26 protein-coding genes are annotated in these 26,144 nt (G+C 73.3%); all 26 read right to left on the bottom strand.

The features are described from left to right. Positions 1–68: 68 nt before the first annotated feature. Positions 69–572, bottom strand: coding sequence for a response regulator (locus tag GXB85_RS17180; RefSeq protein ID WP_161918891.1), 504 nt, complete (start codon positions 570–572; stop codon positions 69–71). Positions 573–730: 158 nt separating this feature from the next. Beyond that, complete coding sequence (locus GXB85_RS17175; protein ID WP_161918890.1) at positions 731–2,317, bottom strand: methyl-accepting chemotaxis protein; 1,587 nt, start codon at positions 2,315–2,317, stop codon at positions 731–733. Beyond that, positions 2,314–3,438, bottom strand: coding sequence for a sugar-binding protein (locus GXB85_RS17170; protein ID WP_161918889.1), 1,125 nt, complete (start codon positions 3,436–3,438; stop codon positions 2,314–2,316). Before GXB85_RS17170 ends, GXB85_RS17175 begins: the two co-directional genes overlap by 4 nt. Positions 3,439–3,721: 283 nt before the next feature. After that, positions 3,722–5,392: a methyl-accepting chemotaxis protein gene (locus GXB85_RS17165; RefSeq protein ID WP_161918888.1), complete on the bottom strand. Its 1,671-nt coding sequence runs from the start codon at positions 5,390–5,392 to the stop codon at positions 3,722–3,724. 104 nt (positions 5,393–5,496) lie between these two features. Next, on the bottom strand, positions 5,497–5,913 hold the full coding sequence (locus GXB85_RS17160) for a chemotaxis protein CheW (RefSeq protein WP_161918887.1): 417 nt from the start codon (positions 5,911–5,913) through the stop codon (positions 5,497–5,499). A 1-nt stretch (position 5,914) separates the two neighbouring features. Further along, positions 5,915–8,497 (bottom strand): chemotaxis protein CheA, encoded by a 2,583-nt coding sequence (locus GXB85_RS17155; protein ID WP_161918886.1) that lies wholly within the window; start codon positions 8,495–8,497, stop codon positions 5,915–5,917. Positions 8,498–8,674: 177 nt separating this feature from the next. Next, a complete protein-coding gene (csrA, locus tag GXB85_RS17150) occupies positions 8,675–8,926 on the bottom strand; it encodes a carbon storage regulator CsrA (RefSeq protein ID WP_161918885.1) in 252 nt (83 codons plus the stop codon). A gap of 93 nt (positions 8,927–9,019) precedes the next feature. Continuing rightward, positions 9,020–10,252 carry a hypothetical protein gene (locus GXB85_RS17145; RefSeq protein ID WP_161918884.1) on the bottom strand — a complete coding sequence of 411 codons (1,233 nt, stop codon included), beginning with the start codon at positions 10,250–10,252 and terminating at the stop codon, positions 9,020–9,022. Next, positions 10,230–12,287: a flagellar biosynthesis protein FlhA gene (locus GXB85_RS17140; RefSeq protein ID WP_161918883.1), complete on the bottom strand. Its 2,058-nt coding sequence runs from the start codon at positions 12,285–12,287 to the stop codon at positions 10,230–10,232. Before GXB85_RS17140 ends, GXB85_RS17145 begins: the two co-directional genes overlap by 23 nt. Positions 12,288–12,336: 49 nt before the next feature. Then, positions 12,337–13,449 carry an EscU/YscU/HrcU family type III secretion system export apparatus switch protein gene (locus GXB85_RS17135; protein ID WP_161918882.1) on the bottom strand — a complete coding sequence of 371 codons (1,113 nt, stop codon included), beginning with the start codon at positions 13,447–13,449 and terminating at the stop codon, positions 12,337–12,339. Beyond that, the gene (locus GXB85_RS17130) at positions 13,446–14,237 is read right to left on the bottom strand and encodes a flagellar biosynthetic protein FliR (protein ID WP_161918881.1); all 792 of its coding nucleotides are present in this window, start codon (positions 14,235–14,237) and stop codon (positions 13,446–13,448) included. Before GXB85_RS17130 ends, GXB85_RS17135 begins: the two co-directional genes overlap by 4 nt. 1 nt (position 14,238) lies before the next feature. Beyond that, entirely contained in the window at positions 14,239–14,511 is a 273-nt protein-coding gene (fliQ, locus tag GXB85_RS17125; RefSeq protein ID WP_161918880.1) for a flagellar biosynthesis protein FliQ, read from the bottom strand. Beyond that, positions 14,511–15,341, bottom strand: a complete 831-nt coding sequence (gene fliP, locus GXB85_RS17120) for a flagellar type III secretion system pore protein FliP (protein ID WP_161918879.1) — start codon at positions 15,339–15,341, stop codon at positions 14,511–14,513. Before fliP ends, fliQ begins: the two co-directional genes overlap by 1 nt. Then, positions 15,338–15,853, bottom strand: a complete 516-nt coding sequence (locus GXB85_RS17115; RefSeq protein WP_161918878.1) for a flagellar biosynthetic protein FliO — start codon at positions 15,851–15,853, stop codon at positions 15,338–15,340. Before GXB85_RS17115 ends, fliP begins: the two co-directional genes overlap by 4 nt. Beyond that, positions 15,853–16,575, bottom strand: coding sequence for a flagellar motor switch protein FliN (gene fliN, locus GXB85_RS17110; protein ID WP_161918877.1), 723 nt, complete (start codon positions 16,573–16,575; stop codon positions 15,853–15,855). The genes GXB85_RS17115 and fliN overlap by 1 nt, the downstream gene beginning before the upstream one ends. Further along, positions 16,575–17,519: a flagellar motor switch protein FliM gene (locus GXB85_RS17105; protein ID WP_370524312.1), complete on the bottom strand. Its 945-nt coding sequence runs from the start codon at positions 17,517–17,519 to the stop codon at positions 16,575–16,577. The genes fliN and GXB85_RS17105 overlap by 1 nt, the downstream gene beginning before the upstream one ends. 184 nt (positions 17,520–17,703) lie before the next feature. Then, positions 17,704–18,231, bottom strand: coding sequence for a flagellar basal body-associated protein FliL (gene fliL, locus GXB85_RS17100; protein WP_161918876.1), 528 nt, complete (start codon positions 18,229–18,231; stop codon positions 17,704–17,706). 3 nt (positions 18,232–18,234) lie between these two features. Next, positions 18,235–19,122 carry a flagellar motor protein MotB gene (locus GXB85_RS17095; protein WP_161918875.1) on the bottom strand — a complete coding sequence of 296 codons (888 nt, stop codon included), beginning with the start codon at positions 19,120–19,122 and terminating at the stop codon, positions 18,235–18,237. Further along, positions 19,119–19,895, bottom strand: coding sequence for a motility protein A (locus GXB85_RS17090; RefSeq protein ID WP_161918874.1), 777 nt, complete (start codon positions 19,893–19,895; stop codon positions 19,119–19,121). The genes GXB85_RS17095 and GXB85_RS17090 overlap by 4 nt, the downstream gene beginning before the upstream one ends. After that, positions 19,895–20,191, bottom strand: a complete 297-nt coding sequence (locus GXB85_RS17085) for a flagellar FlbD family protein (protein ID WP_161918873.1) — start codon at positions 20,189–20,191, stop codon at positions 19,895–19,897. Before GXB85_RS17085 ends, GXB85_RS17090 begins: the two co-directional genes overlap by 1 nt. Before the next feature lie 523 nt (positions 20,192–20,714). After that, the gene (locus tag GXB85_RS17080) at positions 20,715–21,899 is read right to left on the bottom strand and encodes a flagellar hook protein FlgE (RefSeq protein WP_161918872.1); all 1,185 of its coding nucleotides are present in this window, start codon (positions 21,897–21,899) and stop codon (positions 20,715–20,717) included. 24 nt (positions 21,900–21,923) lie between these two features. Further along, the gene (locus tag GXB85_RS17075; protein ID WP_161918871.1) at positions 21,924–22,451 is read right to left on the bottom strand and encodes a flagellar hook assembly protein FlgD; all 528 of its coding nucleotides are present in this window, start codon (positions 22,449–22,451) and stop codon (positions 21,924–21,926) included. Positions 22,452–22,460: 9 nt separating this feature from the next. Continuing rightward, the gene (locus GXB85_RS17070; protein ID WP_161918870.1) at positions 22,461–23,849 is read right to left on the bottom strand and encodes a flagellar hook-length control protein FliK; all 1,389 of its coding nucleotides are present in this window, start codon (positions 23,847–23,849) and stop codon (positions 22,461–22,463) included. Then, positions 23,846–24,310: a flagellar export protein FliJ gene (locus GXB85_RS17065; protein ID WP_202628117.1), complete on the bottom strand. Its 465-nt coding sequence runs from the start codon at positions 24,308–24,310 to the stop codon at positions 23,846–23,848. The genes GXB85_RS17070 and GXB85_RS17065 overlap by 4 nt, the downstream gene beginning before the upstream one ends. After that, entirely contained in the window at positions 24,307–25,638 is a 1,332-nt protein-coding gene (locus GXB85_RS17060; protein WP_161918869.1) for a FliI/YscN family ATPase, read from the bottom strand. Before GXB85_RS17060 ends, GXB85_RS17065 begins: the two co-directional genes overlap by 4 nt. Beyond that, on the bottom strand, positions 25,635–26,144 hold a 510-nt coding region (locus tag GXB85_RS17055), incomplete at its 5' end, for a FliH/SctL family protein (RefSeq protein WP_161918868.1). The genes GXB85_RS17055 and GXB85_RS17060, both read right to left, overlap by 4 nt.

Genomic DNA, 26,144 nt, shown 5'->3' with positions numbered 1-26,144 from the left:
GTGTAAGGAACGTTCGTTCGTACATCCCCACAATAACCAGACTGGTTTCTTTTTCACAGAAGAAGTCGTCATAAGAGTTCATGCCTGGTCTCGTGGGTTCGGAAATGTGTATAAGACACAGTCCCGGCGCCGCGCGGTGCGAGGGCCGCACGCGGCGCCGCGCCCGTGGGCACGAGCGCCTTGATGCGTGGGATCAGCTGCTCGCGCACCTGCTGGATCGACTGGTGCACCGACCCGACGTTGGCGGGCTTGGTGACGTAGTCGCTCGCACCCGCGGCGAGGGCGTCGAGCGTGGCCGACGCCCCGCGCTCGGTGAGCGTCGAGAACATGACGATGGGTGTGCGACGGCCCAGGCGGCGCAGCTCGCGCACGGCCTCGATGCCGTTCATCACGGGCATCTCGATGTCCATCGTGATGAGGTCCGGGTCGTGCTGCTCGACCTTGGTGAGGGCGATCTGGCCGTTGGCGGCCGATCCCACCACCTCGATGGCCGGGTCCGCGGCGAGGGCATCGGTGACGAGCCGGCGCACGACGACGGAGTCGTCGACCACCAGAACTCGGATGCGTGACACCGGACCTCCCAGGTTGCTTCGCGCGGCTCGCGCCGCCACGTCTTCAGATCGACCGGGCGTGCCCGCTGATGAGTGGTCCCGGGACCGCTCAGGGCGGTCGACGGGTGAAAGCCGACGGGGCGGCGGGCGGGATCCGCCCACCGCCCCGTCGGGGTGCCTCAGTAGGTGAACGCGGCCACGCGGGAGCGCAGCTCGGCGGCCATCCGGGCGAGCTCGTCGGTCGACGCCGCCATCTGGCTCAGCACCTGCGTCGAGCTCTGCGACTGCTCGGCGACACCCGAGATGTTCGCGGCGATCTCGCCCGAGCCGGTCGCGGCCTCGGTGACCCCGCGGGCCATCTCGCTCGTCGTCGCCGTCTGCTCCTCGACCGCGGACGCGATCGTGAGCTGGTAGGAGTTGATCTGCTCGATGATCGCGGTGATCTGGGTGATCGCCGTGACGGCCGCCTCGGTCTGGGCCTGGTTGGTCCGCACGCGGTCGGTGATGCTCTCGGCGGCCCGCGCGGACTCCTGCGCGAGCTCCTTGACCTCGCCCGCGACGACGGCGAAGCCCTTGCCGGCCTCGCCTGCGCGCGCCGCCTCGATGGTCGCGTTGAGCGCGAGCAGGTTCGTCTGCTCGGCGATCGCGGTGATGGCCTTGACCACGGTGCCGATCTCGCGCGAGCCCTCACCGAGGGCCGTGACGGCCTCGGCCGTGGTGCGCGCGCTCTCGACGGCCTCGCCCGCGACCCGGGCCGCCTGGCCCGCGTTCTCGGCGATCTCCTGGATCGACGCGCCCATCTGCTCGGCGCCCGCGGCGACCGTCTGGACGTTGCGGTTGACCTGCTCGGCCGCCGCCGCGACCACACCCACCTGCGCGGTGGTCTCCTCGGAGCCGGCCGCCACCTCGGTGTTCGCCGCGGAGAGCTCCTCGGCCGCGGACGCGACGGTCTGCGCCGTCTCGGTCACGCCACCGAGGATCTCGCGCAGGGAGGCCTGCGCCGAGGCGAGCGAGGCCGCCATCGCGCCGAGCTCGTCGTTGTCGCGCACCTCGGCCGGGACCGTCAGGTCGCCCGTGGCCATCGCGTCGAGGGTGCCCTGCACCGAGCGGAGGCCGTGCGTGATGCGACGGATCACCAGGGTGGCCAGCGTCACGGCCACGACGGCCGCGACGGCGAAGCTCGCCGCGAGGATCACGATGGTGCGGGTGATCTCGGCCTCGGCCGTCTGCAGGATGCCCTGCACCCGGTTGCGGATCTGGCCGTCGGCGAGGCCGAGCGCGCGGCCCGCGTGGTCGGGGTCGCCCGCCACGGAGGCGCCGAGCGCGGCGTTGACGCCGGCCGAGTCGCCCGCGAGGGCGAGGGGCATCACGACCGAGTCGCGGTAGGCGGTCCAGTCGGCCCAGCGCGTCTGGAAGTCCGCCCACTGCTGGGTGCCGGACTCCTCGTGGGTCGAGACCTCGGTGATGAGGCGGTCGACGCGGCGGTCGTTCCAGTCGGACGACGTGACGAGCTGCGTGCGCACGCTGTCCTCGGTCGCACCCGCGATGCGGTGCACGAGCAGGTGGCTCTGCGTCTGGGCCGTGCTCAGCTCGGCCATCGAGCCCTGGAGCTCGTCCGTGAGCTCACGGATCGTCTGCATGTTGTCGCCCGCGCGGTACAGCGCGACGGCACCGAACCCGCCGACGACGGCGAACGTCACGCCGAGCACCGCGAGCGCTGCGCCGACCTTGACGGCGACCGGGCGGTCCCAGAAGTGCCGGCTCATCGGAGGTCCTCCTGCGTGTAGTAGCCGCTGTCGATCAGCACGGCCTCGTAGTTCTCGGCCGTGACCACCTGCGGGGCGAGCAGGTAGGACGGCACGACCTTGACGCCGTTGTCGTACGACGTGAGGTCGTTGGTCTCGGGCTCCTCGCCGTTCAGCAGCGCGTCGAGCATCGAGACGGCGACCTCGGCGAGCTGGCGGGTGTCCTTGTAGATCGTCGAGTGCTGGGTCCCCTCGGCGACCAGGCGCACCGAGTCCACCTCGGCGTCCTGCCCGGTCACGATCGGCCACGGCTTCGAGCCGGTGCCGTAGCCCGCGTTGCCGAGGCTCGCGAGGATCCCGCGCGCGAGCCCGTCGTTCGGGGCGAGCACGCCGTCGAGCGGGACGCCCTGGCCCAGGAGGGTCGTCATGCGCTGGCCCGCGGCCTCGCCGTCCCACCCGGGGGTGCCCACCGACGCGAGGTCGGTCACGCCCGAGGGCACGACGAGCACCCCGGAGTCGAGGTAGGGCTGCAGCACGCTCATCGCACCCTGGTAGAAGACGGTCGCGTTGTTGTCGTCGGGCGATCCCGCGAACACCTCGATCGCGAACGGGCCCGTGGCCCCGGTCGGGGCGCCCGTGGCGTCGATGACGCCCAGACCCTCGAGCAGGCTGGTGGCCTGCTGGACGCCGACGCGCGCGTTGTCGAACGTCGCGTAGTAGTCGATCGCGTCGGAGCCGAGGATCAGGCGGTCGTAGGAGAGCACCGGGATGCCCGCGGCCTTGGCCTCGGCGAGCACGCTCGTGAGCACGGTGCCGTCCACGGCACCGACGACGAGCGCGTCGGCACCGCCCTCGATCATCTCGCCGATCTGCTCGGCCTGGAGGGTGGCGTCGTCCTCGGCGTTGCGCAGGTCGACCTCGTGGCCGAGGTCCTCGAGCTGGGCCTTGACGTTCTCGCCGTCGGCGATCCAGCGGGTGATCGCGGTGCTGGGCATCGCGACCCCCACGGTCAGCGACGCGGAGTCGGCCGTGGTCGCGGTCGCGGCGCTCGTGGTCGCCGTCGTCTCGGTGGGTGCGCAGGCCGCGAGGGCCAGCGGGAGCAGCAGAAGACCGGCTGCCACGGTCGTCGTACGGGCCCTCATGGCCGTCCCTTCGTGGTGACGTCGCCGGCGTCCTTTCCGGCCGTCCTGCTCATCGGCCGCGGGCGGCCGTCTGTGACCAGGCACGCCATGTGACCCAGATCACATCAACCTCACTTCGGGCCCGACGAGGGGCCTCGTGGGACCTGGGTCCCGGGTCCCCGGCAGCGCCGAGCGGCCCCCGGACGCGCCGGAGCCCCGCACCTCGCGGTGCGGGGCTCCGGGCCGGCCGTGTGGGGGGCCGAGGGGCGGAGGGGGATCCGCCGGTCGATCGGGGCGAGCCCGGTCAGAAGGTGAACTGCGCGACGCGGGCCCGCAGGTCCGCGGACATCTGCGCGAGCTCGGTGGTCGACGCCTGGAGCTGGGTCAGCACCTCGGTCGACGACGACGCCGCGCTGGCCACGCCGGTGATGTTCTGGGCGATCTCGCTCGAGCCCGTCGCGGCCTCGGTCACCGACCGCGACATCTCGTTCGTCGTCGCCGTCTGCTCCTCGACCGCCGAAGCGATCGTCAGCTGGTAGTCGTTGATCGCCGCGATGATCTCGCTGATCTGACCGATCGCACCCACCGCGCCCGTCGTGTCGGCCTGGATCGCCTCGACCCGACGCGCGATGTCCTCGGTCGCCCGCGCCGTCTCCTGCGCGAGCTCCTTGACCTCACCCGCGACGACGGCGAAGCCCTTGCCCGCCTCACCGGCGCGCGCGGCCTCGATCGTCGCGTTCAGGGCCAGCAGGTTCGTCTGCTCCGCGATCGTCGTGATCACCTTCACCACGTTCCCGATCTCCTGAGACGACACACCCAGCTTCGTCACCGTCGCATTCGTCGCCTCAGCAACCCCCGTCGCCTGCGAGGCCACCTTCGCCGCCTCCGACGCGTTCTGCGCGATCTCCCGAATCGACGCACCCATCTGCTCCGCACCCGCCGCCACCGTCTGCACGTTCCGCGACACCTGCTCCGCCGCAGCCGCCACCACACCCGCCTGCGTCGAGGTCTCCTCGGATCCTGCGGTCACCTGGGCACCCGCGGCCGACATCTCCTCGCTCGCGGCGGCGATGGTCTGGCTCGCCTCCGCGACCTGGGACAGCGTGGCCCGCAGGGACTCCTGCGCCACCCCGAGGGCCTGGGCCATGCGGCCCACCTCGTCGTTGCCGGCCACGTCGGCCGTCACCGTGAGGTCGCCGTCGGCCATCGCCTCGAGCGAGGCCTGGACCTTGGTGAGCGACCTGCGCACCGAGCGCGCCACGAAGATGCCGAAGGTGATCGAGAGCGCGAGGCCGATCGCGATCGCGACCAGGGTCATGGTGCGCGCGTTCTGCGCCTCCGCCTCGGCGCCGGCGGCCACGCCACCGACGTACCCCGTCAGCTCGCCCTCGACGGCCTCGATGTCGGCGACGAATCCGTCGATCAGCGGCTGACCCGTCTCGAGGCGGATCTCCTCGAACGCGAGCCTGTCCTCGGCCTGGGCGGCCGGGATCATCTGCTCGTCACGGACCGTCTTCCAGGCACCCCAGTTCTCGAGGAAGGACGCCCACGCGGCCGAGGCCATCTCGGTGCCCGGGCCGATGATCGCCGTGATGCGGTCGGCCGGGGCCTGCAGATCCTGATCGGTCTCGGGGATCTTGGCGATCCACTCGTCGCGCTGCTCCTCGGTGGCCGCGGCCGCCACCTGCGCGATGAGCATGCGCGCCTTGAGCTCCTCCTGGTGCACGATCGCCATGTCGGTCGCGATGCCCGCCTGGATGTCGGCCAGGGCTGCGGTCTCGGCCGAGACGTTGCGCAGGCTGACGACGGACACCAAGCCCGCGACCACCGAGGTGAGGGCGAGCACGCCCACGACCGCCATGATCTTCGTGACGATGCCGCGGTCGGCGAACCAGTTGCCGCGGGTGCGGGTCTTCACGGACGGGTCACCCGCGGTGACCGGGGGAGCGCTGCGCTCCGGGGTGATGACGGACATGAGGGACTCCAGGACGTGAGGGCCGCAGGGCGCGGCAAGGACGGGAGAGGGGCTGTGGTGTGCAGAACCGAGCGGCGCTGCATCGATGGTCGAGCCGGGACGGCTCAGCTGGTCGCGCGCTCGACGTCGAGGGCCAGCAGGAGGCCCTTGTCGAGCTTGTAGGCACCGAGGATCACGTCCCGCAGCGCCGGGTCGAGCGTCTCGGGCGGGGCCTCGAACTGGTCCTCCGCGACCTCGACCACGTCGCCGATCTCGTCGACGAGCAGGCTCACGGGTTCGCCGTCGACCTGCACCACGACCATCATCGGCTCGGCGTCCGCGGCCAGCGGTGGCAGGCCGAGGCGGACGCGCAGGTCGACCGCGAGGACCACCTGGCCACGCAGGTTGACCAGCCCGGCGGTGCCGGGCGGGGCCTGCGGCACCGGGGTGCGCGCCTGGAAGCGCAGGGCCTCCTGGACGCGCAGCACGTCGATGCCGTAGTGCGCACCCTCGAGCGAGAAGGTGGCGAGCTGTCGTGCCATGTCACACCCCTGCCAGTGCGCCGAGCGGCGCGGTCGAGCCGGCCGACGACGTGAGCTCGTCGTCCGACGTGAACGGGTCGAGCTCACGCTCGAAGAACAACGGGTCCACCGCGGTGACGGCCTGCCGCACGTCGAGCAGCTCGGTGACCTTGCCCTGCAGCACGGTCGACCCCATGAGGCCGTGGTCGTCGACGTCGCTGTGCTCGCCGCGGTCGTCCTCGACGATGTCGACGATCCGGTCCACGACGATCGCGACGCTGCGCGAGCCGTGCGTGTAGACGACCACCGAGAGCTCCTCGGGCTGGTCGAGCATCCCGCTCGAGCCGAGCAGGTGCGCGAGCCGCACCACCGGGGTGATGGCCCCGCGGTACTGGACCACCTCGCGTCCGCCGACGTGCTCGACGACGTGCGCGGGGAGCTTCTCCAGCCGGGTGACGGCCGAGAGCGGGATCGCGACCCGACGCTCGCCGCCGATCTCGGCCACGAGCACCTGGTCGAGGTCGCGCACCTGGGTGTGCTCGCCCTCGCGCGTCGCCGCACCCTCGCCGAGCTCGCCCGCCATCGCGCGCCGCGCGATCGCCTGGACGTCCAGGATGAGGGAGACGCGGCCGTCGCCCAGCAGGGTCGCGCCGGCGTACAGACCGATGGACTTGAGCCGGGCCGCGAGCGGCTTGACCACGATCTCCTCGGTGTTGAGCACGCGGTCGAGGACCAGGCCGAAGCGCTGGGTGTCGGACTGGAGCACGGCGATGACCGTGCGCTCGTCCGCACCGCGGGACGCCGCGCCGAACACCTCGCGCAGGTCGACCAGCGGCAGCAGCTCGCCGCGCAGGCGGTAGACCGCCGCCGAACCCACGCGCTCGATGGCGCCCGGGTTCTCGAGCGCGACCAGCTCGAGCAGGTTGACCTGCGGGATCGCGTAGAGCTCGGTGTCACACTCGACCGTGAGGGCCGGCATGATCGCGAGCGTCAGGGGGATGCGCAGGCGCCACGTGGTGCCCTGCCCCACCGTCGACTCGACGTCGACCGTGCCGCCGATCGCCTCGATGCGCGTGCGCACCACGTCCATGCCCACACCGCGGCCCGACACGTTGGTGACCGTGGTCGCCGTCGAGAAGCCGGGCAGGAACAGCAGCTGGAGCAGCTCGCCGGGGGCCATCGCCTCGGTCTGCTCGACGGTGCGCAGGCCGCGCGCGACTGCGGTCGCGGCGACGCGCTCGGGGTCGATCCCCTTGCCGTCGTCGACCACCTCGACCACCACCTGGCCGCCCGCGTGGAACGCGCGCAGCAGCAGACGGCCCTGGGTGGGCTTGCCCGCGGCCGTGCGCTCCTCGGGCTTCTCGACCCCGTGGTCGACGGCGTTGCGGATGAGGTGGGTCAGCGGGTCCTTGACGGCCTCCAGGAGGCTGCGGTCGAGCTCGGTGTCCCCACCGATCATCTCGAGGCGCACCTGCTTGCCGCACGAGGTGGACAGGTCGCGCACCATGCGCGGCACCTTGGACCACACGTGCTCGATGGGCTGCATGCGCGTCTTCATGACGCCCTCCTGCAGCTCCGAGGCGATGAGGCTCAGGCGCTGCGAGGCGCGCGAGAGGTCGTCGTCGGCCACGCCCTCGGCGAGGCGCGTGATCGCGTTGCGCGCGAGGACCAGCTCGCCCACCTGGCGCATCAGGGCGTCGAGCAGGTCGACGTCGACGCGGATCGACGCGTCGGCGACCGAGCGCGAACCCTCGGTGCCCGGCTCGGCCTCAGGTGCCTGCTGGCTGCCCCGCTGGTGCGGGACGGCGGTGCCCGACGACGGCGTGCCCGACGACGGAGCCGTGGGCGTGGGTGCGGACGCGGCCGGGGCCGCGGCCTTCGGCGCCGGGGCCGGCTCGTCGACGACGGCGGTCGTCCGCTCGGGACGCGACTCGCTGGTGAGCGCCGCGACCGTGCCCGCCTCGACGGCGTCCGCCGACGCGGACCTGCCTGCCGACGCGCTCTTGGCGGTCGCTTTCTTCGCGGCCGGCTTCTTCGCGGCGGGCTTGCGCGCGACGATCTTGCGCGTCGGCGGGACGTCCTCCGCGACGGGCGCCGGGGCGCCCTCGGCGACGTCGGCGTCGGCGCTGGACGGCGCCTCGCCCTCGGGCTCGGCGGCCGCGGGCCGACGGCCGATGACGCGACGGGTGGGTTCGGGCACGGGAGCCTCCTCGGGCGTCTCGTCGGCCATCACGGCCTCGACCTCGGCGACCACGGGGGCGACGTCCACGTCACCCTCCGTGCCGTTCGCCTCGATCGTCGTCAGCAGGGCGCGCACGGTGTCGACCATCCGCAGCAGGGCGTCGGTGGTCCGCTGGTCCATCTCCCGGCGGCCGTCACGCAGCTCGACGAGGAGGTTCTCGCCGACGTGCGTGACCCGCTCGAGCGAGTGGAACGCGAGGAACCCGCTGGTCCCCTTGATCGTGTGGATCGTGCGGAAGATGCTGCTCAGCAGCTCCCGGGACCCGGGCGCGCTCTCGAGCGCGACAAGGTCGGAGTCCAGCTGGTCGAGGTTCTCGTGGCTCTCGACCAGGAACTCGTGAACGATCTCGTCCAGCTCTTCCAAGGCACGCCCTCCATGGCATCGGGGACGGATGTGCGTATCCGTCACCGGGTCAGATCGACCGGGGGGAGGGCCTCGTGAGGAAGTCGGGTACCGCCCAGCGGGTGAACTCGCTCACCCGGGAGTGGAGGGCGCCCGGACCAGGGCGCGTGCGGGACGAGCGTCGGGCGCCCGCGTCGCTCAGGCCTCGGGGCGCCGCTCGGAGCCGGGACGCAGCGCGCGCAGGGCCTCGACAGCGTCGTCGTCGGCCGCCGCCGCGGCAGCGGCGTTCGCCTTCTCGACCGCCTCGAGCACCTCGGCACGGTTCACCTGCACCTCGCGCGGGGCGTCGATGCCGATGCGCACGCCGTCGCTGCGCACGTCGATCACGGTGATGACGATGTTGTCACCGATGACCAGGCGTTCACCGACGCGACGACTCAGCACGAGCATGCTGGCGAGCGTAGTCGCTCGACGCCCGGGCACCATCGCGCGGGCCGGGCGCGCCGGGGAACGCGAGCGCCGCGCCCGGGCCCGTCTGCGGCATCACTCCCAGCGCGCGTCGTCCGCGAGGCGCTCGCTGAGCACCGCGGCCCACACGAGCGGGGAGGCCGGAAGACCGTCGACCCAGCCCACCGGGATCCCGAGGTTCAGCACGACGCCGGGCGCCTGGGCCTCGAAGGTCTGCGACGCGGCGACGGCGTCGAACGGGCGGCGCTGACCCACCACGCGCAGCCAGCGGCGCAGCTCGACGGCCTTGCGGCGTGCGTCGACAACGGCCCACGCCTGGGTGGGTGCGAGCGCCTCGAGCATCTGCGCGGCGTGCGGCCAGCGCTCCGGCTCGCCGTCGACCCCGAGCACCACGACGTACAGGGCCTCGGGCTGCACGCGCGCGCGGTAGCGCGCCGCGGCGGCCACGGTCTGGAGCCGGCGGCCGTGCCCCTGCACCTGGTCGCCGTCACCCGCGAGCACGACGTCGCGCTGGCTCAGGCCCGCACGGTGGGCCATCTGCAGTGCGGTGCGCAGGGCGGCACCCGGTTCGCCCACGAGCACGACGACGTTCCCGGGTGTGAGTCGCGCCGCGGGGGCACGCTCGATGCGGCGCACCATCCGGGAGATCGGCACCGGGAGGTCCGGGTCGGTGAAGCCGGTGAGCAGCCGGGCGGGGATGCCGAGCTCGAGCAGCGAGGTCACGGTGGGCCCCGCGCGGTCCTCGTCCGGGGCCAGCAGGTCCTGCGGCCCGTTGTCGCGGCCCACGACCTCGACGGCGGGTGCATCGCCGTCGGGCGCGGCGTCGTCGCGGTCGGCGGGTGGGGGGACGTCCTCACCCCCGGGCGCGGCGGCACCGCCGTCGGGCGCCTGCGGGGCCGGGGCGGTCGCGGGCTCGACCGTGCCGACGATCTGCTGCATCGACGAGAGCACCTGGGCGAAGCTCGCGCCCGCGGTCGAGACGGCCGGGGCGTCGCCCCCTCCCGTCTGCGTGGCACCGTCGCCCCGCTCCTCGGCGTCGGCGGCCTCGAGCAGCGCGTCGATGCCCACCGCCGTGCGCGCGGCCTCGGGCGCCGCGGGGCGCCGGGCGGGCTGCGGACGCCGGGCCGCGGCCGGCGCGTCGGGCACCTCGACGGTCAGCTCGTAGTGCTCACGCGCGAAGAACCCGCCCACGCCGCCGGTGCGGATGCGCTCGGCCTTGACGATGCGCGCGCCGGGGCCCATCTCGTCGCGCACGCGGAGCATGAGGTCACGCAGGTCGTCGCCGTCAAGCAGCAAGCGCGGCGGCATCGCTGACCACCCCCACCGTCTCGATCTGCAGGCCCGAGCCCGTCACCTCGCTGTAGGAGAGCACGGGGAGGCTGGGCAGCGCCAGCACCACGGTGCGACGCAGCGCCGACCGCAGGGCGGGCGCGCAGACCAGGACGGCCTCACGGCCGCTCGCCTCGGCGGCCGTGACGTTCGAGCGCAGCGAGGTGAGGATGCGGTCGAGGCGGTTCGGCTCGAGCAGCAGCTGCGCGCCGCCGTCGGCCGGGCGCACGGCCTCGGCGAGGCCCTGCTCGAGCACCGGGTCGAGCGTGAGCACGCGCAGCACGCCCTCGCGGGCGTACCGGGCCGCGAGCGCGGGACCGAGGCTGCCTCGCGCGGCCTCGACCAGACCCTCGACGTCGGTGCTGACCTTGGCGCGCAGCGTGAGCGCCTCGTAGATGCGGCTCAGGTCGCGCACCGGGACGCCCTCGGCGAGCAGTCCCTGGAGCACGCGCTGCACCTCGCCCAGGCTGAGCAGGCCGGGCACCAGCTCGTCCACCACGGACGGGTTGACCTGCTTGACGCCCTCGGTGAGCACGCGCACGTCCTCGCGCGTGAGCAGGCGCGGCGCGTTGGCGTCGATGATCGCGCCGAGGTGCGTGATGAGCACCGACACGCGGTCGACGACGGTCGCGCCGGCCATCTCGGCGGCGTGCCGCAGCTCGCTCGGCACCCACTTGCCGGGCAGGCCGAACACGGGCTCGACGACGGGCGTGCCCACCACGCCGTCCAGGTGGTCGCCGAGCGCGAGCACGCGCCCGGGGGGCGCCTCGCCGCGCCCCACCTCGGCACCCGCGATGCGTACCACGTAGGTCGAGCGGGGCAGGTCGACCGAGTCGCGCGTGCGCACGGGCGGCACCACGATGCCCAGGTCCATCGCGATCTTGCGGCGCAGGCCGCGCACGCGGGCGAGCAGGTCCTGGTCCGTCCCGCTGCCCACGAGGTCCACGAGGTCCGGGGCGAGCAGGATCTCGAGCGCGTGCACGCGCATCTGCTCGATGAGCTCCTCGGGGGTGTCGCGGCTGGGTGCGGTGATCTCGGCCGTCGCGGCCTCGGCCGCGGCCTCGGCCGTCGCGCGCTCGGCCACCCGGATGCGCTGACCGATCAGCAGCAGTGCGGAACCGACCAGGATGAACGGGAGCTTGGGCATGCCGGGCACCAGCGCGAGGGCGATCGCCGCGCCGCCCGCGATCATCAGCGCGGTGCGGCTCTGGGTGAGCTGCTGGCTCGCGGCCGTGCCCATGTCCGCCTCGGCGGTCGAGCGCGTCACGATGAGGCCGGTCGAGACCGACATGAGGAGTGCGGGGATCTGGGTCACCAGGCCGTCGCCGATGGTCAGCAGGCTGAAGCGCTCGAGCGACTCGCCCGCGCTCATGCCCATCTGGAGCATGCCGATCGCGAACCCGCCCAGCAGGTTGATGACCGTGATGATGATGCCCGCGATCGCGTCACCCTTGACGAACTTCGAGCCACCGTCCATCGCGCCGTAGAAGTCGGCCTCGGCCGCGATGTCGGCGCGGCGCTGGCGCGCGGTGTCCTCGTCGATGAGGCCCGCGTTGAGGTCGGCGTCGATCGCCATCTGCTTGCCGGGCATCGCGTCGAGGGTGAAGCGTGCGCCCACCTCGGCCACGCGACCGGCACCGTTGGTGATGACCGCGAACTGGATGACCACGAGGATGAGGAAGATCACGAGGCCGATGACGAGCGAGCCGCCCACCACGAAGTGACCGAACGCGTCGATCACCTGACCCGCGTAGCCGTCACCCAGCACCAGCCGGGTCGAGGCGACGTTGAGGCCCAGGCGGAACAGCGTGAGCACGAGCAGCATGGACGGGAACACCGAGAAGTCGAGCGGCCGCTTGACGTACATGCTGGTCAGCAGCACGACGAGCGACATCGTGATGTTCAGCACGATGAGCGTGTCCAGGAACATCGCAGGCAGCGGCACCACGAGGAGCAGGACGACGCCCACGACGCCGACGGGGACGGCGAGCTGGGTGAGCTGCTTGCCCTTCATCGTCGGGCCTCCTTGCTGGTCGGGCTGGTGGTGGGGGTCGTGTCGGGGCTCATGCGGCCTCCGGGATCTCGCTCGGGCCGCCCGGTGCGCGGTGCGTGCCGGTCGCGGCGCCACGGCGGCGCAGGGACATCACGAACGCGAGGATGCGGGCGACGGCGACGTACAGGTGGGCGGGGATCTCCTGGCCCAGGTCGCACGCGGCGTGCAGCGCACGCGCGAGCGGGATGTCCTCGACCATCGGCACGCGCTTCTCGGCCGCGAGCGTGCGGATGCGCGCGGCCACGTGGCCCGCACCCTTCGCGACCACGCGCGGCGCGCCCGTGCCGGGCTCGTAACGCAGGGCGACGGCCACGTGCGTCGGGTTGACGAGCACGACGTCGGCCTCGGCGACCTCCGCGATCATGCGGTTGCGGGACATCGCGATCTGCCGCGACCGGATGGCGCCCTTGAGCAGCGGGTCGCCCTCGGTCTGCTTGTTCTCGTCCTTGATCTCCTTCTTCGTCATCCGCGTCTTCTTGAGGTTGCGCCTCTGGACGACGAGCAGGTCGAAGCCCGCGAGCACGAGGCCCGCGACCACGCCGGTGCGGATGAGGTTGGAGACCCCGGCGTTCGCCGCGTCGAGGATCTGCGTGAGCGAGTGCATGCCGGAGCCGAGCAGCAGCGGGACGAGGCCCTGCACCACGGTGTAGAGCACGGCACCGATCGCGAACGCCTTGAGGGCCGCCTTGACCCCCTGCCACACCGCCTGCATGCCGAAGGTGCGCTTGGCGCCCTTGACGATGTTGAACTGCTGGAAGCTCGGCTTGAGCTTCTTGGACGAGACGTGGATCCCGCCCTGGACCGCGGACGCGATGACGGCCGTGAGCACGACGACGCCGAAGATCGGCGCCATGGTGAGGATGATCGAGCCCAGGCCGTCACCGAGGGCCGCGGTCGCGAGGTCGGGCGTCGGGTTCTCGATGACCCGCTGCACGGTCGTCATCTGCTCCTCGGCCGCGGCTGAGCCGCTGCGCAGCACGAACGGCAGCATGAGACCGCCCGCGCCGATGCCGAGCCACGCCGAGAGGTCCTGCGAGCGCTGCAGCGACCCGTCGCGCCGCAGCTCCTTCATGCGCTTCGGGGTGGCCTTCTCGGTCCGCTCCTGCCCGCTCTGGTCGCTCACCGCCCCACCTCCATGACGGCACCCATCGCGTCGTCGGTCAGGGCCGCGACGATCTGGGGCAGGGCGAGGTAGGCGACCACGCACAGCGTGATGGTCAGCAGGATCTTGAGCGGGAAGCCCAGGGCGAAGGCGTTGAGCGCGGGGGCCACGCGTGTGAGCAGGCCCAGGCCCGCGTCGGCGAGGAACAGCACGACGATGAGCGGGCCGGCCACCTGGAGGGCGGCGACGAAGAGGTCGGTGATCCCCGTGGTCACGGCCTGGGCCATCGCGGCGAGGTCGAGGGGCATGCCGATCGGGAGGGCGTCGAAGCTGCGCACGAGCCCCGCGATGACCACCTGGTAGGCGTCCGAGGCGAACAGGAGCACGATCGCCGTCATCGTGTACAGGCGGGAGAACTGCGCACCGTTCGTCATGCTCATCGGGTCGAACGCCTGGGCGAGCTGGAAGCCGCCGAACAGGTCGATGAGGTTGCCCGCGGACTGCACGGCCGCGAAGACCAGCGCGACGAGGAAGCCGAGCGCGCCGCCCACGACCACCTGGAGCAGCAGGTCGGCGAGGAACGTCGCGGTGCCCGAGGCGACAGCGTCGCCCACGCGCACCCCCGCGGCGTCGGCCGCGGCCTTCGCGCCGGGTGCCGCGGCCAGGCCCAGCCCGACGGCGAGCATCGCCTTGACCCGGCCCGGCACGGCGCCGTGCGCGAACGGCGGCGCGATCACGAGGAACGCGGCCATGCGCACGCCGGCCAGCATGACGACCTCGAGGGTCGCGAGGGGGATCGAGAAGTTCACGTCAGCCCCCCAGCAGCCCGGGGATCCGCTCGAACATCTCGTGCGTGAACGCGACCAGCTCGGAGATCATCCAGTGGCCGGCGATGAGCAGCGCGACGGCGACGGCGATCGCCTTGGGCACGAAGCTGAGCGTGACCTCCTGCACCTGGGTGATCGACTGGAGCAGCGACACCGCGAAGCCCACCACGAGGGCGGTCACGAGGATCGGCGCGCTGAGCTTGGCGGCGAGGATCACGGCGTCGAGGCCGATGTCGAGGACGGCGGTGGTGTCCATCAGCCGTAGCTCCCCACCAGCGCCGTGACGATCAGCCCCCACCCGTCCACGAGGACGAAGAGCAGCAGCTTGAACGGCAGCGACACCATCACGGGCGGCAGCATCATCATGCCCATGCTCATCAGGGCCGCGGCCACGACCAGGTCGATCACCAGGAACGGCACGAACACGACGAAGCCGATGATGAAGGCCGCACGCAGCTCGGAGAGCATGAACGCCGGGATGAGCGTGGTGAGCGCGACGTCGGCCGGGGTCTCGGGGTTGGGCTGGTCGGCCGCACGCGTGATGAGCGCGAGGTCGGACTCGCGGGTGTGCGACAGCATGAACTCGCGCAGCGGGACCGTGCCGACGTCGAACGCGTCGGAGAAGGTCATCGCACCGCTGAGGTAGGGCTGCACGCCGGCGTCGTTCACCTCGCCGATCACGGGCGCCATGATGAACAGGCTCAGGAACAGGGCGAGCCCCGCGAGCACCTGGTTGGGCGGGACGCCCTGCAGGCCGAGAGCATTCCGTGTCAGCGCGAGCACCACGAAGATCTTCGTGAAGCTCGTCGTCATGAGGAGCAGCGAGGGGGCGACCGAGAGCAGCGTGATGGTCAGCAGCACCACGATCGGGCTGCTCGGGGTGCCGTTCACGCCGTTGACGTCGACCGAGACGGTCGGCTCCGTGCCGGGTGCGGCGGGATCGGTGGGGGCGGCCGGCGGCGTCGGGTCGACCGGCGCGGCGTGCGCCTCACCACCCCCGATCACCACCAGGACGGCGGCCAGGACCAGGGTGAGGAGGAGCACCACCGCGACGGACGTGCGCCGTCGTGCGGGTGCGTGGGTCAACGCCTGAGGGTCCGTTCCTGCACCGCCACCACCGCCCGGCGCCACACGGTGGCGTCCAGGATCGATCCTTCGAGGGGGTTGCGCTGCGTGGGGACCGCGGGCATCCGTGCCGCGGGGGTGGTCGTAGGCTGGGGGGACGCCGCGGGTGCGGCGTCGAGGGTCGAGAGGTCTGCGGGGACGTCGGCGATGAGGCGCTCGAGCGCGTCGGGGTCGAGCTCGTCGCGCGCCTCGGTGCGACGCGGCTCGGGCTCGGGCTCCGCCTCGAGCTCGGTGAGCAGCGTCACGCCGTGCTCGGCCACGCCGAGCAGCAGGCGGCGCCCGGCGACGTCGACCATCGCGACGGACGCCTTGCCGCCCAGGGAGTGCCGGCCGACGACCGCGATGGTCGAGGCACGACGGCGCCGGGCCGCACCGGTCGAGGACAGGCGCCGGCCCAGGTACCACAGCAGTCCCAGCACCACGGCGAGGGACAGCACGACCCGCAGGCCGAGCACGAGGGCGGAGGAGTCCATCAGGCGTTCTCGGTCACGATCTCGGTGATCCGGATGCCGTAGTCCTCGTCGACGACGACGACCTCGCCGCGCGCGACGAGCCGGCCGTTGACCATGACGTCGGCGGGCGATCCCGCGGCGCGGTCGAGCTCGAGCACGGTGCCGGGCACCATCTCGAGCACCTGGCGCACGGGCAGGCGGGTGCGGCCGATCTCGGCCGTGAGGGTCATCTCGACGTCGTGCAGCAGGCGCAGGGCCGACGGCGCCGCGGGGCGGTCACCCTGCGAGCGCTGCTGGGGCACGGCGGCGGCCTCGGCAGGGCGCACGCGGACGCCGACCCAGGCGACCGGCGGGCCGCCGATCTGGCCGAGCAGGGCGAACGCGTGGACCTCCGGGTCCTCGAGCGCGGAGCCGATCGGCTCGACCCGCGCGTCGTCGAGCACGCCGGGGCCGAACGTGGCCGCGGCACCCTCGAGAGCGGGGCGCAGCGCGTCGGAAACCGAGATCGCACCGCCCGCGGCCTCGACGGCCTCCGCGACGGCGTCGTCGGCGACCACCACGAGCTCGGCGCCCGTCGCGCCGACGAAGCCCGCGCGCACGGCCTGGGCGGTCGGGGCGGGCAGGGCGGCGGGGTCGAGCGGGGTCACGGCGAGCGGGACGCTCGACGGCAGCAGCCGCGCGAGCTCCTCGGCCGCGGTGCGGGCCAGGCTCGACGTGTCGGTGGCGGCGGTGACGGGGACCATCAGCGGTTCTCCTCGGAGGTGACGACCATGCAGGCGAGGCGGGAGCCGTTGCTCCCGAGGGCGGCGCGGGCGAGCGGGACGTCGCCCACGACGACGTCCAGGGGCTCGTCCGCGCGGTGGCGCAGGGTGAGGACGTCACCGACGGCGAGGTCGGCGATCGTCGCGGGGGTGACGGTCAGGGGGCGGAAGCGCACCGCGACGCTCATCGGGACCTCGTCGACCTGCGACGCGATGAGCGAGAGGTTCTGCCGGTGCTCGGCGAGGGCCTCGGCCGAGCGGCTGTCGAGCTTCTCGCCGGCCATGAGCGCGGCGAGCAGCACGTCGGCGGGGATCATGAGCGTCGCGGCGGCGTCGCGGCCGTTGACCTCGACGGTGAACGACGCGACGATCACGGGCTCGGAGGCCGCGGCGGCCTGCACGAACTGCGGGTTGTACTGGACGCTGCGGGCGCGCACGTCGACGGGGCCCACGGACGCGAACGCGTAGGCGAGGTCGGAGAGCGCGTGCGAGAGCAGCTCACGCACGAGGCGCCACTCGATGCCCGTGAGCTCGCGGTCGAAGTCCTTGAGCGGCAGGCCCGGACCGCCGAGCAGGTGGTCGACCCACAGCAGGGTGGCGTCGAGCGGCAGCTGGAGCACCGCGGTCGAGCGGTTCTGCTCGACGTCGCACAGGATCATCGCCGTCATCGTCGGCAGGCTGCGCACGTACTCGTCGTACGAGCGCATCTCGACCCGCTCGAACGCGACCTGCGACAGCACGCGCAGCCGCGACGTCAGCTGCGTGCCCCACTGGCGCGAGAACGTCTCGAACGCCATCTCGAGCACGCGGCCGTGCTCGCGGGCGAGCGTCATGGGGCGGCGGAAGTCGTAAGGCTCCGGGGTCGCCGAGCGCTTGCGCCGCGCCGAGACGGGCGCGGTGGCTGCGGGGGTGTCCTGGACCGTCACGGCCTGCTGATCGGCACCCGCCCCGGGGCGATGAGGGAAAGCCGCGGAGGGAAAACGGGCGCAGCCGACGTCGAGGCGGGGCGCCGTCCGTGGCACCGGTCCTGCTCCCGGGGCGTCGCCCCGGGACTCACCGGCGTCCTGCCGGTCCGGTCACTGCACGCGGCCCTGTGGGCCGCTCCTCACGTCACTGCGTCACGTAGTCGGTGTAGTACACCCCCATCACGTCACCGTGGTACGCCTCCTCGAGGCGCGTGGACAGCTCGACGCGCAGGGCCTCGCGACCCTCGGCGCTCGTGACCTCCTCGACCGGCCGCCCCGAGTAGAGGGCGATCACGTGGTCGAGGGCGATCGCGGGGTCGGGCTCGTCCGCGACCTCGGCGGTCAGCTGCAGGCCGATGCCGATGCGCAGGTAGCTGCCCCCCGCGAGGTTGAGGCTGATCGGCTCGATCGTCAGGACCTCGCCGGCCTCCGGTGCGGGCTCCTCCACCACCTCGGTGCCCTCGGCCCCACCGGCACCCGGACCCATGAGGAAGTACCAGCCGGCCCCCGCCGCGAGCACCACGAGGAGCACGACGGCGATGAGGAGCGGCTTCTTCTTTCCCTTGCCCTTGCCCTCGGCCTCCGCGGCCGCGGGCTCCGGGGCGGACCCGCCGGGAGCGGGACGGGCGGCGCCGGGGCTCCGGCTCGAGATGATGCGCTGTTCGGTCGGCATGGGTCACCCCTGGTTCGCGGCGATGGACGGGAGGAGCATGCGGACGTTCTCCGGGGCTCCGGTGAGGATGACCAGGTCCACGCGCCGGTTGGCGTCGAGCTGGTCGAGGTCGCCGGTCTCGGCGAGCGGGCGCGAGTCCCCGAACCCGACGGCGGCGATGCGCGTCGCGGGCACGTGACCGCGCTCGACCAGGCGCCGCAGCACCTGGGTCGCACGGTCGGAGGACAGCTCCCAGTTGGTCGGGTAGCGGCTGGTCGGGAGCACGTTGGCGTGGCCCTCGACCGAGATCTCGTCCGGCAGCGCGCCGATCACCGGCCCGGCCGTGTCGAGCACCGCGCCCGCGGTCGCGGTGAGGTTCGCGGTGTCGGGCGCGAAGAAGACGTCGTCGGCCACCATGCCCACCACGAGGCCGCGCTCGGTGATGCGGAAGCGCACCTGGTCGCCCAGGTCCTTGCTCACGAGCGCCGCGTTGATCTCGCTCGCGATCTGCTGGAGGCGTTCGTACTCCTCGACCGCGAGGCGCAGGTTGCGCTCGCCCTCGGTCTCGGCCTCCTCCGTGGCACCGCCCGGCGTGAGCTCCTCGATGCCGGTCTGGGCACGGATGTCGGGGGCGATCTCGAAGTCCTCGACGCCGGACATCGCGCCCGTGCTGCCCTCGAGGATCGACGGTGCACGGTTGCCGAAGCCCATCGCGAGCGAGTCGCGCAGCTGCTCGTACTTGACCTGGTCCACGTTGCTCATCGCGTACAGGACGATGAAGAGGCCGACGAGCACGGTCATCATGTCGGCGTAGCTGACCGCCCAGCGCTCGTGGTTCTCCTCTTCCTCGTGGTGCTCCTGCTTGACCCGGCGGCGACCGCCGTGGCCGCCCGAGCCTCGTCCGCTGCTCATGCGGCCTCCTTCGCCGCCTTCGCCGCGGTGTCCGGCGGCATGAGGCTGCGCAGGCGCTGGCCCACCAGGCGCGGGTTGGCCCCGGCCTGGATCGCGAGGAGGCCCTCGATCGCCATCTCCATGTGCGCGCACTCGAGGTCGGAGGCGCGCGTGACGCGGGCGCCGAACGGCAGCCACACGAGGTTGGCGCTCAGCAGACCCCACAGCGTCGCGACGAACGCCGCGGCGATCATGTGGCCCAGCTCGTCGGGCTTCGAGAGGTTCTCGAGCACGTGCACCAGGGAGACGACGGTGCCGATGATGCCGATGGTCGGCGCGTAGCCGCCCATCGTGTTGAAGTACTTGGCGGTCGCGCGGTCGGCCGCACGCTTGCTGCTCACCTGGTCCTCGAGCATCTCGCGCAGGTCGTCCGGGTCGGTGCCGTCGATCGCGGCCTGCAGGCCTCCGCGCAGGAACTCGTCGTCGACGCTGCGGGCGGCGTCCTCGAGGGACAGCAGGCCCTCGCGGCGCGCGCGGTCGGCGAGCGAGACCACGGTCTCGACGGTCTTGTCGAGGTTGGGCTGCTTGAACATGAGCCAGCGCGGCAGGGTCGAGAACGCGCGGATGGCGTCGCGCAGGGTCGCGCTGGCCAGGCCGGCGCCGAGGGTGCCGCCGATGACGAGGATGATCGGTGCGGGCAGCACCACGGACATCGGGCTCGCGCCCTCGACGATGATCGCGAGCAGGACCATGCCGAACGCGAGGGCGAGCCCTCCCAGGGTTGCCGGATCCATCAGTCGACCTCCGGGACGCTGCGCAGCGGCGGGTGCTCGGGACGGTCGGCGTCGGGCCGCAGCTCGGAGATCACGGCGAGGGTCGTGTCACCCTGGCCGGTGAGCTCCATGGTCGCGGCGACCACGCGGGCGCGGTAGGCGATCACCAGCTCGGTGATCTCCTCGACCGACTCCGCGACGATGTACTTGGTGCCGTCGATGAGCGTGAGGATCGTGTCCGGCGTGCTCTCGATGCGCTGGAGCAGGTCGGGGTTGACCGCGAACTGCGGGCCGTTGAGGCGCGTGACGACGATCATGACCGATTCCATCCGTGGTGTGGTGCGACGGGCCCGTCCATGAGCCCAGTGCCGTTCCGATCGGCCCCGACCCCTCGGACGTGAGGACTTCGGACACCTCACCCGCCTGCTTCGGCGTGTCGCGGAGCGTTCCCGACGCGTGTGGAGCGTTCCCCGGGACATGTGGAGCGTTCCGGGCTGGTGTGGAGCGTTCCCCGGGACATGTGGAGCGATCCGGGCTGGTGTGGAGCGTTCCCCGGGACATGTGGAGCGATCCGGGCTGGTGTGGAGCGTTCCCGGGCCTCTGATCGGCGTGTCGCCTCCGGAACGCTCCACACGCTGCGGGTGCGGGTGGGACGGGTGCGGGTGGGACGGGTGCCGACGGGTGCGGGTGGGACGGGTGCCGACGGATGCGTGCGGTGCGGGTGCAGACGGTGCGGGTGCCGACGGAGCGGGTGCTGGCGGGGTCGCGCGCGCAGACGGCGGGAGCGCAGGAGGGCCCGTGCCGGGCGACGGCACAGGCCCTCCTGGCGAGCCGCTGGGGTCAGCGCTTGAGGTTGACGAGCTCCTGGAGCAGCTCGTCCGAGGTCGTGATGACGCGGGAGTTCGCCTGGAAGCCACGCTGGGCGACGATCAGGTTGGTGAACTCGCTCGACAGGTCCACGTTCGACATCTCGAGCGCACCGCCGGTGAGCTGGCCGCGACCGCCCGTGCCGGCCGCACCCACCTGGGCGTCGCCCGAGTTGATGGTGGTCCGGTAGAGCGAGCCGCCGGCCTTCTCGAGACCCGCGGGGTTGGTGAACGTCGCGAGCGAGACGCGGCCCAGCGGCTGCTTGAGGCCGTTGCTGAACGAGCCCAGCAGCGTGCCGTCGGCGTTGATCGTGAACGACTGCAGCGTGCCCGCGGCGCGGCCGTTCTGGGAGGCCGCCTCGACGGTGGTGAGGCCCGCGAAGCCCGTGAGCGTGCTCAGGTCCACCGCGATGCCGCCGGTGGTCGTGTAGGTGCCGCCCGTGAGCTGCGTGCCGTCGGCCGCGAACGTCATGGGCTGCACCGGGCCGGCGGCCGCGCCGTCGACGGTCGCGGCGACGTCCCAACCGGCCGCGGTCTTGGTGAACGCCAGCTGGAGCGACTGGATGGTGCCGTCGGCCGTGTGCACCTCGATCTCGCGGTTGAGCACCGTGCCGGTCGCGGCGTCGGCGGGCAGGTTGCCCTCGAACGTCGACGTCGTGGTCGGCGCGGCGGACATGAGCGTCGCGATCGGCAGGCGGATGTCCGTCAGCGGCCCGTTGGTGTTGATCGTCCCGTCCGCCGCGGCGGCCCAGCCCTGCACGAGCCCGCCGTCGGCGGTCACGAGCTGGCCGTTCGCGTCGAAGTCGAAGGCGCCGGCACGCGTGTAGAACTGCTCGTTGCCCTTGCGGACCATGAAGAACCCGTCACCCGAGATCATCATGTCGGTCGAGCGGTTGGTGAGCTGCGCGGCGCCCTGCTGGAAGTTCGTCGTGATGCCCGCGACCTTGACGCCCAGGCCCACCTGCGCGGGGTTCGTCCCGCCGATGCCCTGCTGGGCGCCACCGGCGTTGGTGAGCACCTGCGAGAGCGTGTCCTGGAACTGCATCTGCGAGGCCTTGAAGCCTGTGGTGTTGACGTTGGCGATGTTGTTGCCGGTCACGTCGAGCATGGTCTGGTGGGCGCGGAGGCCACTGATCCCGGAGAAGAGCGAGCGGAGCATCGGAGTTCCTTTCCTACGGCCTGGTCAGGCGGCGTCGCCGGCGGTGCCGGCAGTGTCGGTGGAGCCGGTGGCGGCGCCGCCGGAGGTGTCGGAGTCGGTGGAGGTGTCGGACGGCGTGCCCGGCACCCGGGTGGCGGCCGCGGTCACGGCGGAGACGGAGTCGAGCGGGACCTTCTCGTCGCCCACGGTCACGAGCGGCACGGGGCCCTCGAACGAGACCGAGGTCGCGATGCCGGTCTGCGTCACGCCGTCGGCGTCGACGTAGCTGACCGTCTGGCCCACGAGGCCGCTGGCCGCGATGCGCATCTGCAGCGCGAACGCGTCACGGCTCGTGTCGGCGAGGCCCGTGAGCTGCTCCATCGAGGCGAGCTGCGTGGACTGCGCCATCATCTCGGTGGTGTCCATGGGGGACGTCGGGTCCTGGTTGCGCAGCTGCGCGACGAGCAGCTCGAGGAAGACCTCCTGGTCGAGCTCCTTCTTGGCGTTGGTCGCGGGAGTGGTGCCCGCGTGGATGCTCGTCGCGGTGCTCGCGGACGTGGCGTCGATGGTCATGGTCGCCTCTCAGACGAGCAGGTCGAGCCGGCCGAGGGACCGGTCGAGGGATCGGGGGGCGGAGGTCTCGTCGTCGGTCGGGCCGGCCGGGGTGCCCGACGACGTCGCGCCGTGGCCAGGGGTGGCGTCGGCGTCACCGCTGCCGGGGCCGCCCTGGTCGGACGCACCTGTGCCGAGCTCGAGGTCGGGCGAGAGGCCCGCGGCCACGAGGTCGCGGCGAAGGTCGGGCAGCGCGGCACGGAGCGCCTCACGCGCCTGGTCGGTGCCGCCCAGCAGCTCGATGCGCACGCCGTCGGCGCCGATGTGCGCGACCACCTTGACCGGCCCCATCGACTCGGGGTCCACGCGAAGCGTCAGCACGTGCTCGCCCTGGGCCGCGGTGCGCAGCGCCGCGAGGCGTACGCCCAGCTGGTCGGCGAGGGCCTTGGCCTCGGCGGCCTGCGCGGGCGGGCCCGACGGCGCGCTCGGTGCGGAGGTCTCCGCGGTGGGCGCCGACGACGACGCCGCGCTCGCCTGGCCCACGGCCTGGGCCGCGCTCGTGTCGGTCGCGGCCGCCGTCGGGGCGGTGACCTGCACGGGCGTCGCAGCGGCCGCGGCGCGGCCTGTGTCGGCCGGGAGCTCGGTCCCGGACGACGCGGCACGACCCGCGTCCGTGGTCGTCGCCACGGTCCCGTCGGAGGCGGCGGCACGCGCCGCCCTGCGGGCGGCCAGGTCGACGACCGTCGCGCCCTCGCCCGTGTCGGTGCCCTCACCCGTGCCCGGGTCGGTCGTGGCGGCGGCTGCGCCCGTGACCGCGGTCGTCGTCGGCGCCGCGTCGCCCGCGCGGACCGTGACGGCTGCAGCGGTGGTGTCGCCGCCCTCCTCGACGGGTGCGGGGGCGGCGCCGTCGACCGCACCGTCGGTCTCGACGGGCGTCGCGGCAGCGTCGGCGGACGTGGCGTCGGTCCCCGTGCCCTCGGTCGTCGCACCCTCGGCGACGGCGGCGCCGTCGACCTCGGCGGACGTCGACCCGTCGGTGCCCTGCGGCGTCGTCGGCCGGATGCCGCCGACCCCCTCGAGCAGGGCCGCCGAGGCCTGGACGATCTGGGCGACGGTGAGCGGCCCGCGTGCGGCCTGCCCGTCACCCGCGCCCGCGGCACCGTCGGTCGGCCGGTCCGTCGAGGTCGCCTCCGCGTCGTTGTCGCGCGCCGGCCGCGCCGCGGCATCGGCCGGACCACCGGTGCGCGCGGCAGGCTTCCCTGTCCGCCCGGGCCGCTCGTCGTCGTGGCGCTCGGCGCGGCTCGCGGCGTCGAGCGTGCGGGCGAAGTCGTCGTTCGGGCCTGCGGCGCGGTCGGCCGGGCGCTCGCTGCGCTCGGGCGCGGGGCGGGGCGCCGGCAGCACGGCGATCGTGGTGCTCATCGGTCGTCTCCCTGGGTCGGGCGGTGCGGGTCGGTCGGGTCGGTGGGACCGGTGCGGCGGGTGCGGGCGGCGGCCTCGTCGAGCACGAGCTGCTCGGCGCGCTCCTCGTCGGCGCGCACCGCGCGCCCGTGCCGCTCCTCGAGCTTGCCGAGCGCGACGGCGCGGGTGCGGGCCGCGGACCATGCGGCACCCGCGACGGTCGCGCGCTCGGCGGCGACGTCCTGCGCCGCGCCGGCCTCGATCGTGAGGCTGCGCATCGCGGCGCGCGCCGCGACGGCGGCCTGCCAGGTGAGGTCGTCGGCGCTGTCGGGCAGACGCATGCCGGCGAGCGCCTCGGCGGTGTCCCGGCGACGCTTCTCGGCGCGGCGCCTGTCGGCGTTGGCGAGCGCGAGGTCGGCCGCGGCCTGCTCCTCCTGGAGGGTGCGCAGGCGGAGCAGACCCGCGAGCGGGAAGCCCTTCATGACGCCGTCCCCATCCGCGCGACGAGGCCGGAGAGCTGCTGCCACGAGTCGGCCGCGACCGCGACCTCGTCCATCGGCTGCCGCAGGAACGCGTCGATCTCACCGGTGTGCGCGACGGCCGCGTCGACCAGCGGGTTGCTGCCGCTCACGTAGGCGCCCACGTCGAGCAGGTCCTGCGCCCGACGACGGGCCGCGAGCACCTGACGCAGCGCGGTGGCCGCGGCCTGCTGCTCGCGCGTGGTCACCCGGTTCGCGACGCGCGACACCGAGCCGAGCACGTCGATGCTCGGGAAGTGCCCGGCGACGGCGAGGTCGCGCGTGAGCACCACGTGGCCGTCGAGGATCGAGCGGGCGGCGTCGGCGATCGGCTCGTTGTGGTCGTCGCCGTCCACGAGCACGGTGTAGATGCCGGTGACCGAGCCGGTCTCGGCGGTCCCGGCACGCTCGAGCAGCTGGGCGAGCAGCGAGAACGTCGACGGCGGGTAGCCGCGCGTCGCCGGGGGCTCGCCCACCGACAGGCCGATCTCGCGCTGGGCCATCGCCACACGGGTCAGCGAGTCCATCATCAGCACGACGTCGCGCCCCTGCTCACGGAAGCTCTCGGCGATGCGGGTCGCGGCGAACGCGGCGCGCAGCCGCACCAGGGGCGGCTCGTCCGAGGTCGCGACGACGACGACGCTGCGGGCCAGGCCCTCGGGGCCCAGGTCGTCCTCGAGGAACTCGCGCACCTCGCGGCCGCGCTCACCCACGAGCGCGATGACGGAGACCTCGGCCTCGGTGCCGCGCGCGACCATCGAGAGCAGGCTCGACTTGCCGACGCCCGAGCCCGCGAACAGGCCGATGCGCTGCCCCCGTCCGACGGCGGCCATGGTGTCGAGGGCACGGACGCCGAGGGCGAGCGAGGTGTCGACCCGGGCCCGGCTGAGCGCCGACGGCGCGGTGCCCGCGACCGTGGTGCGCTCGACGCGCTCGAGCGGACCCTTGCCGTCCACGGGACGGCCGAGGCCGTCGAGCACGCGACCCAGCAGGCCGGGGCCCACGGGCACGGTCAGCGGTCCGCCGGTGCTGCGCACGGGCATGCCCACCCGCAGGCCGTCGACCGGACCGAGCGGCATGCAGCGCAGCGACCGCTGCGTCACCGCGACCACCTCGAGGTCGACGTCGGGCGTGGACGCGGACGCGGGGACGGTCAGGCGGTCGCCCACGGCCCCCGCGAGGCCGACGACGTCGACCGACAGGCCGACGGCGGCGCTCACGGTGCCCACGTGCTCGGGTCCGGCGACCTCGAGCGCGCGGCGCAGCCGGGGCGCGAGCAGGCTCGCGCTCACAGCGTGCCCTCCAGGGCGCGGCGCGCACGGTCGAGCGCGTGCTGCACCTGGCCGTCGAGGAAGCCCGCCGGGTGCTCGCTCACGACGTCACCCGGGGTGAGCGCCGGGTCCGCGACGACGGTCACGCCGTCGGGCAGCAGGTCCGGCTCGGCCGCGAGGAGCGCGGTGACGTGCGCGTGGTCGGCGGGGCTCACGCGCACCGTGTGCAGGCCGAGCTCGGCCGGCACCTCGAGGGCACGGGCCAGCAGGGCGCGCGCTCCGTCGGGGCCGGGCGTGAGCTCACGGCGCAGCACGGCCTCGGCGATCGCGAGGGCGGCCTCGTGCAGCGTGCGCGTGCAGTCCTCGACCACGGGCGCCGTCGTGCCCGCGAGCGCGGTCGCGGCGCGGTGCAGCGCGGCGACCGCCTCGCGCACCTGCGCGTCACGGGCGGCCTCGGCGCGGGCGTGCTCGGCGTCGTGCAGCTGCTGACGCCGGACGGCGTCCTCGGCCGCGGCCCGGGCACCCGC

Source organism: Cellulomonas sp. APG4, assembly GCF_009996735.1.
In the GTDB taxonomy this organism is placed as follows: Bacteria; Actinomycetota; Actinomycetes; order Actinomycetales; family Cellulomonadaceae; genus Actinotalea.
This window is presented reverse-complemented; position numbering and strand designations above follow the sequence as displayed.

Bases quoted from the DNA above. Each gene is read 5' to 3' on its own strand.
- GXB85_RS17140 (WP_161918883.1), bottom strand. From the start codon at position 12,287: ATGAAGGGCAAGCAGCTCACCCAGCTCGCCGTCCCCGTCGGCGTCGTG.
- fliN (WP_161918877.1), bottom strand. From the start codon at position 16,575: ATGGTCCCCGTCACCGCCGCCACCGACACGTCGAGCCTGGCCCGCACC.
- GXB85_RS17115 (WP_161918878.1), bottom strand. From the start codon at position 15,853: ATGGACTCCTCCGCCCTCGTGCTCGGCCTGCGGGTCGTGCTGTCCCTC.
- GXB85_RS17160 (WP_161918887.1), bottom strand. From the start codon at position 5,913: ATGGCACGACAGCTCGCCACCTTCTCGCTCGAGGGTGCGCACTACGGC.
- GXB85_RS17095 (WP_161918875.1), bottom strand. From the start codon at position 19,122: ATGAGCAGCGGACGAGGCTCGGGCGGCCACGGCGGTCGCCGCCGGGTC.
- GXB85_RS17170 (WP_161918889.1), bottom strand. From the start codon at position 3,438: ATGAGGGCCCGTACGACGACCGTGGCAGCCGGTCTTCTGCTGCTCCCG.
- GXB85_RS17085 (WP_161918873.1), bottom strand. From the start codon at position 20,191: ATGATCGTCGTCACGCGCCTCAACGGCCCGCAGTTCGCGGTCAACCCC.
- GXB85_RS17070 (WP_161918870.1), bottom strand. From the start codon at position 23,849: ATGAGCACCACGATCGCCGTGCTGCCGGCGCCCCGCCCCGCGCCCGAG.
- GXB85_RS17080 (WP_161918872.1), bottom strand. From the start codon at position 21,899: ATGCTCCGCTCGCTCTTCTCCGGGATCAGTGGCCTCCGCGCCCACCAG.
- GXB85_RS17090 (WP_161918874.1), bottom strand. From the start codon at position 19,895: ATGGATCCGGCAACCCTGGGAGGGCTCGCCCTCGCGTTCGGCATGGTC.
- fliL (WP_161918876.1), bottom strand. From the start codon at position 18,231: ATGCCGACCGAACAGCGCATCATCTCGAGCCGGAGCCCCGGCGCCGCC.
- GXB85_RS17145 (WP_161918884.1), bottom strand. From the start codon at position 10,252: ATGCCGCCGCGCTTGCTGCTTGACGGCGACGACCTGCGTGACCTCATG.
- GXB85_RS17175 (WP_161918890.1), bottom strand. From the start codon at position 2,317: ATGAGCCGGCACTTCTGGGACCGCCCGGTCGCCGTCAAGGTCGGCGCA.
- fliQ (WP_161918880.1), bottom strand. From the start codon at position 14,511: ATGGACACCACCGCCGTCCTCGACATCGGCCTCGACGCCGTGATCCTC.
- csrA (WP_161918885.1), bottom strand. From the start codon at position 8,926: ATGCTCGTGCTGAGTCGTCGCGTCGGTGAACGCCTGGTCATCGGTGAC.
- GXB85_RS17075 (WP_161918871.1), bottom strand. From the start codon at position 22,451: ATGACCATCGACGCCACGTCCGCGAGCACCGCGACGAGCATCCACGCG.
- GXB85_RS17065 (WP_202628117.1), bottom strand. From the start codon at position 24,310: ATGAAGGGCTTCCCGCTCGCGGGTCTGCTCCGCCTGCGCACCCTCCAG.
- GXB85_RS17165 (WP_161918888.1), bottom strand. From the start codon at position 5,392: ATGTCCGTCATCACCCCGGAGCGCAGCGCTCCCCCGGTCACCGCGGGT.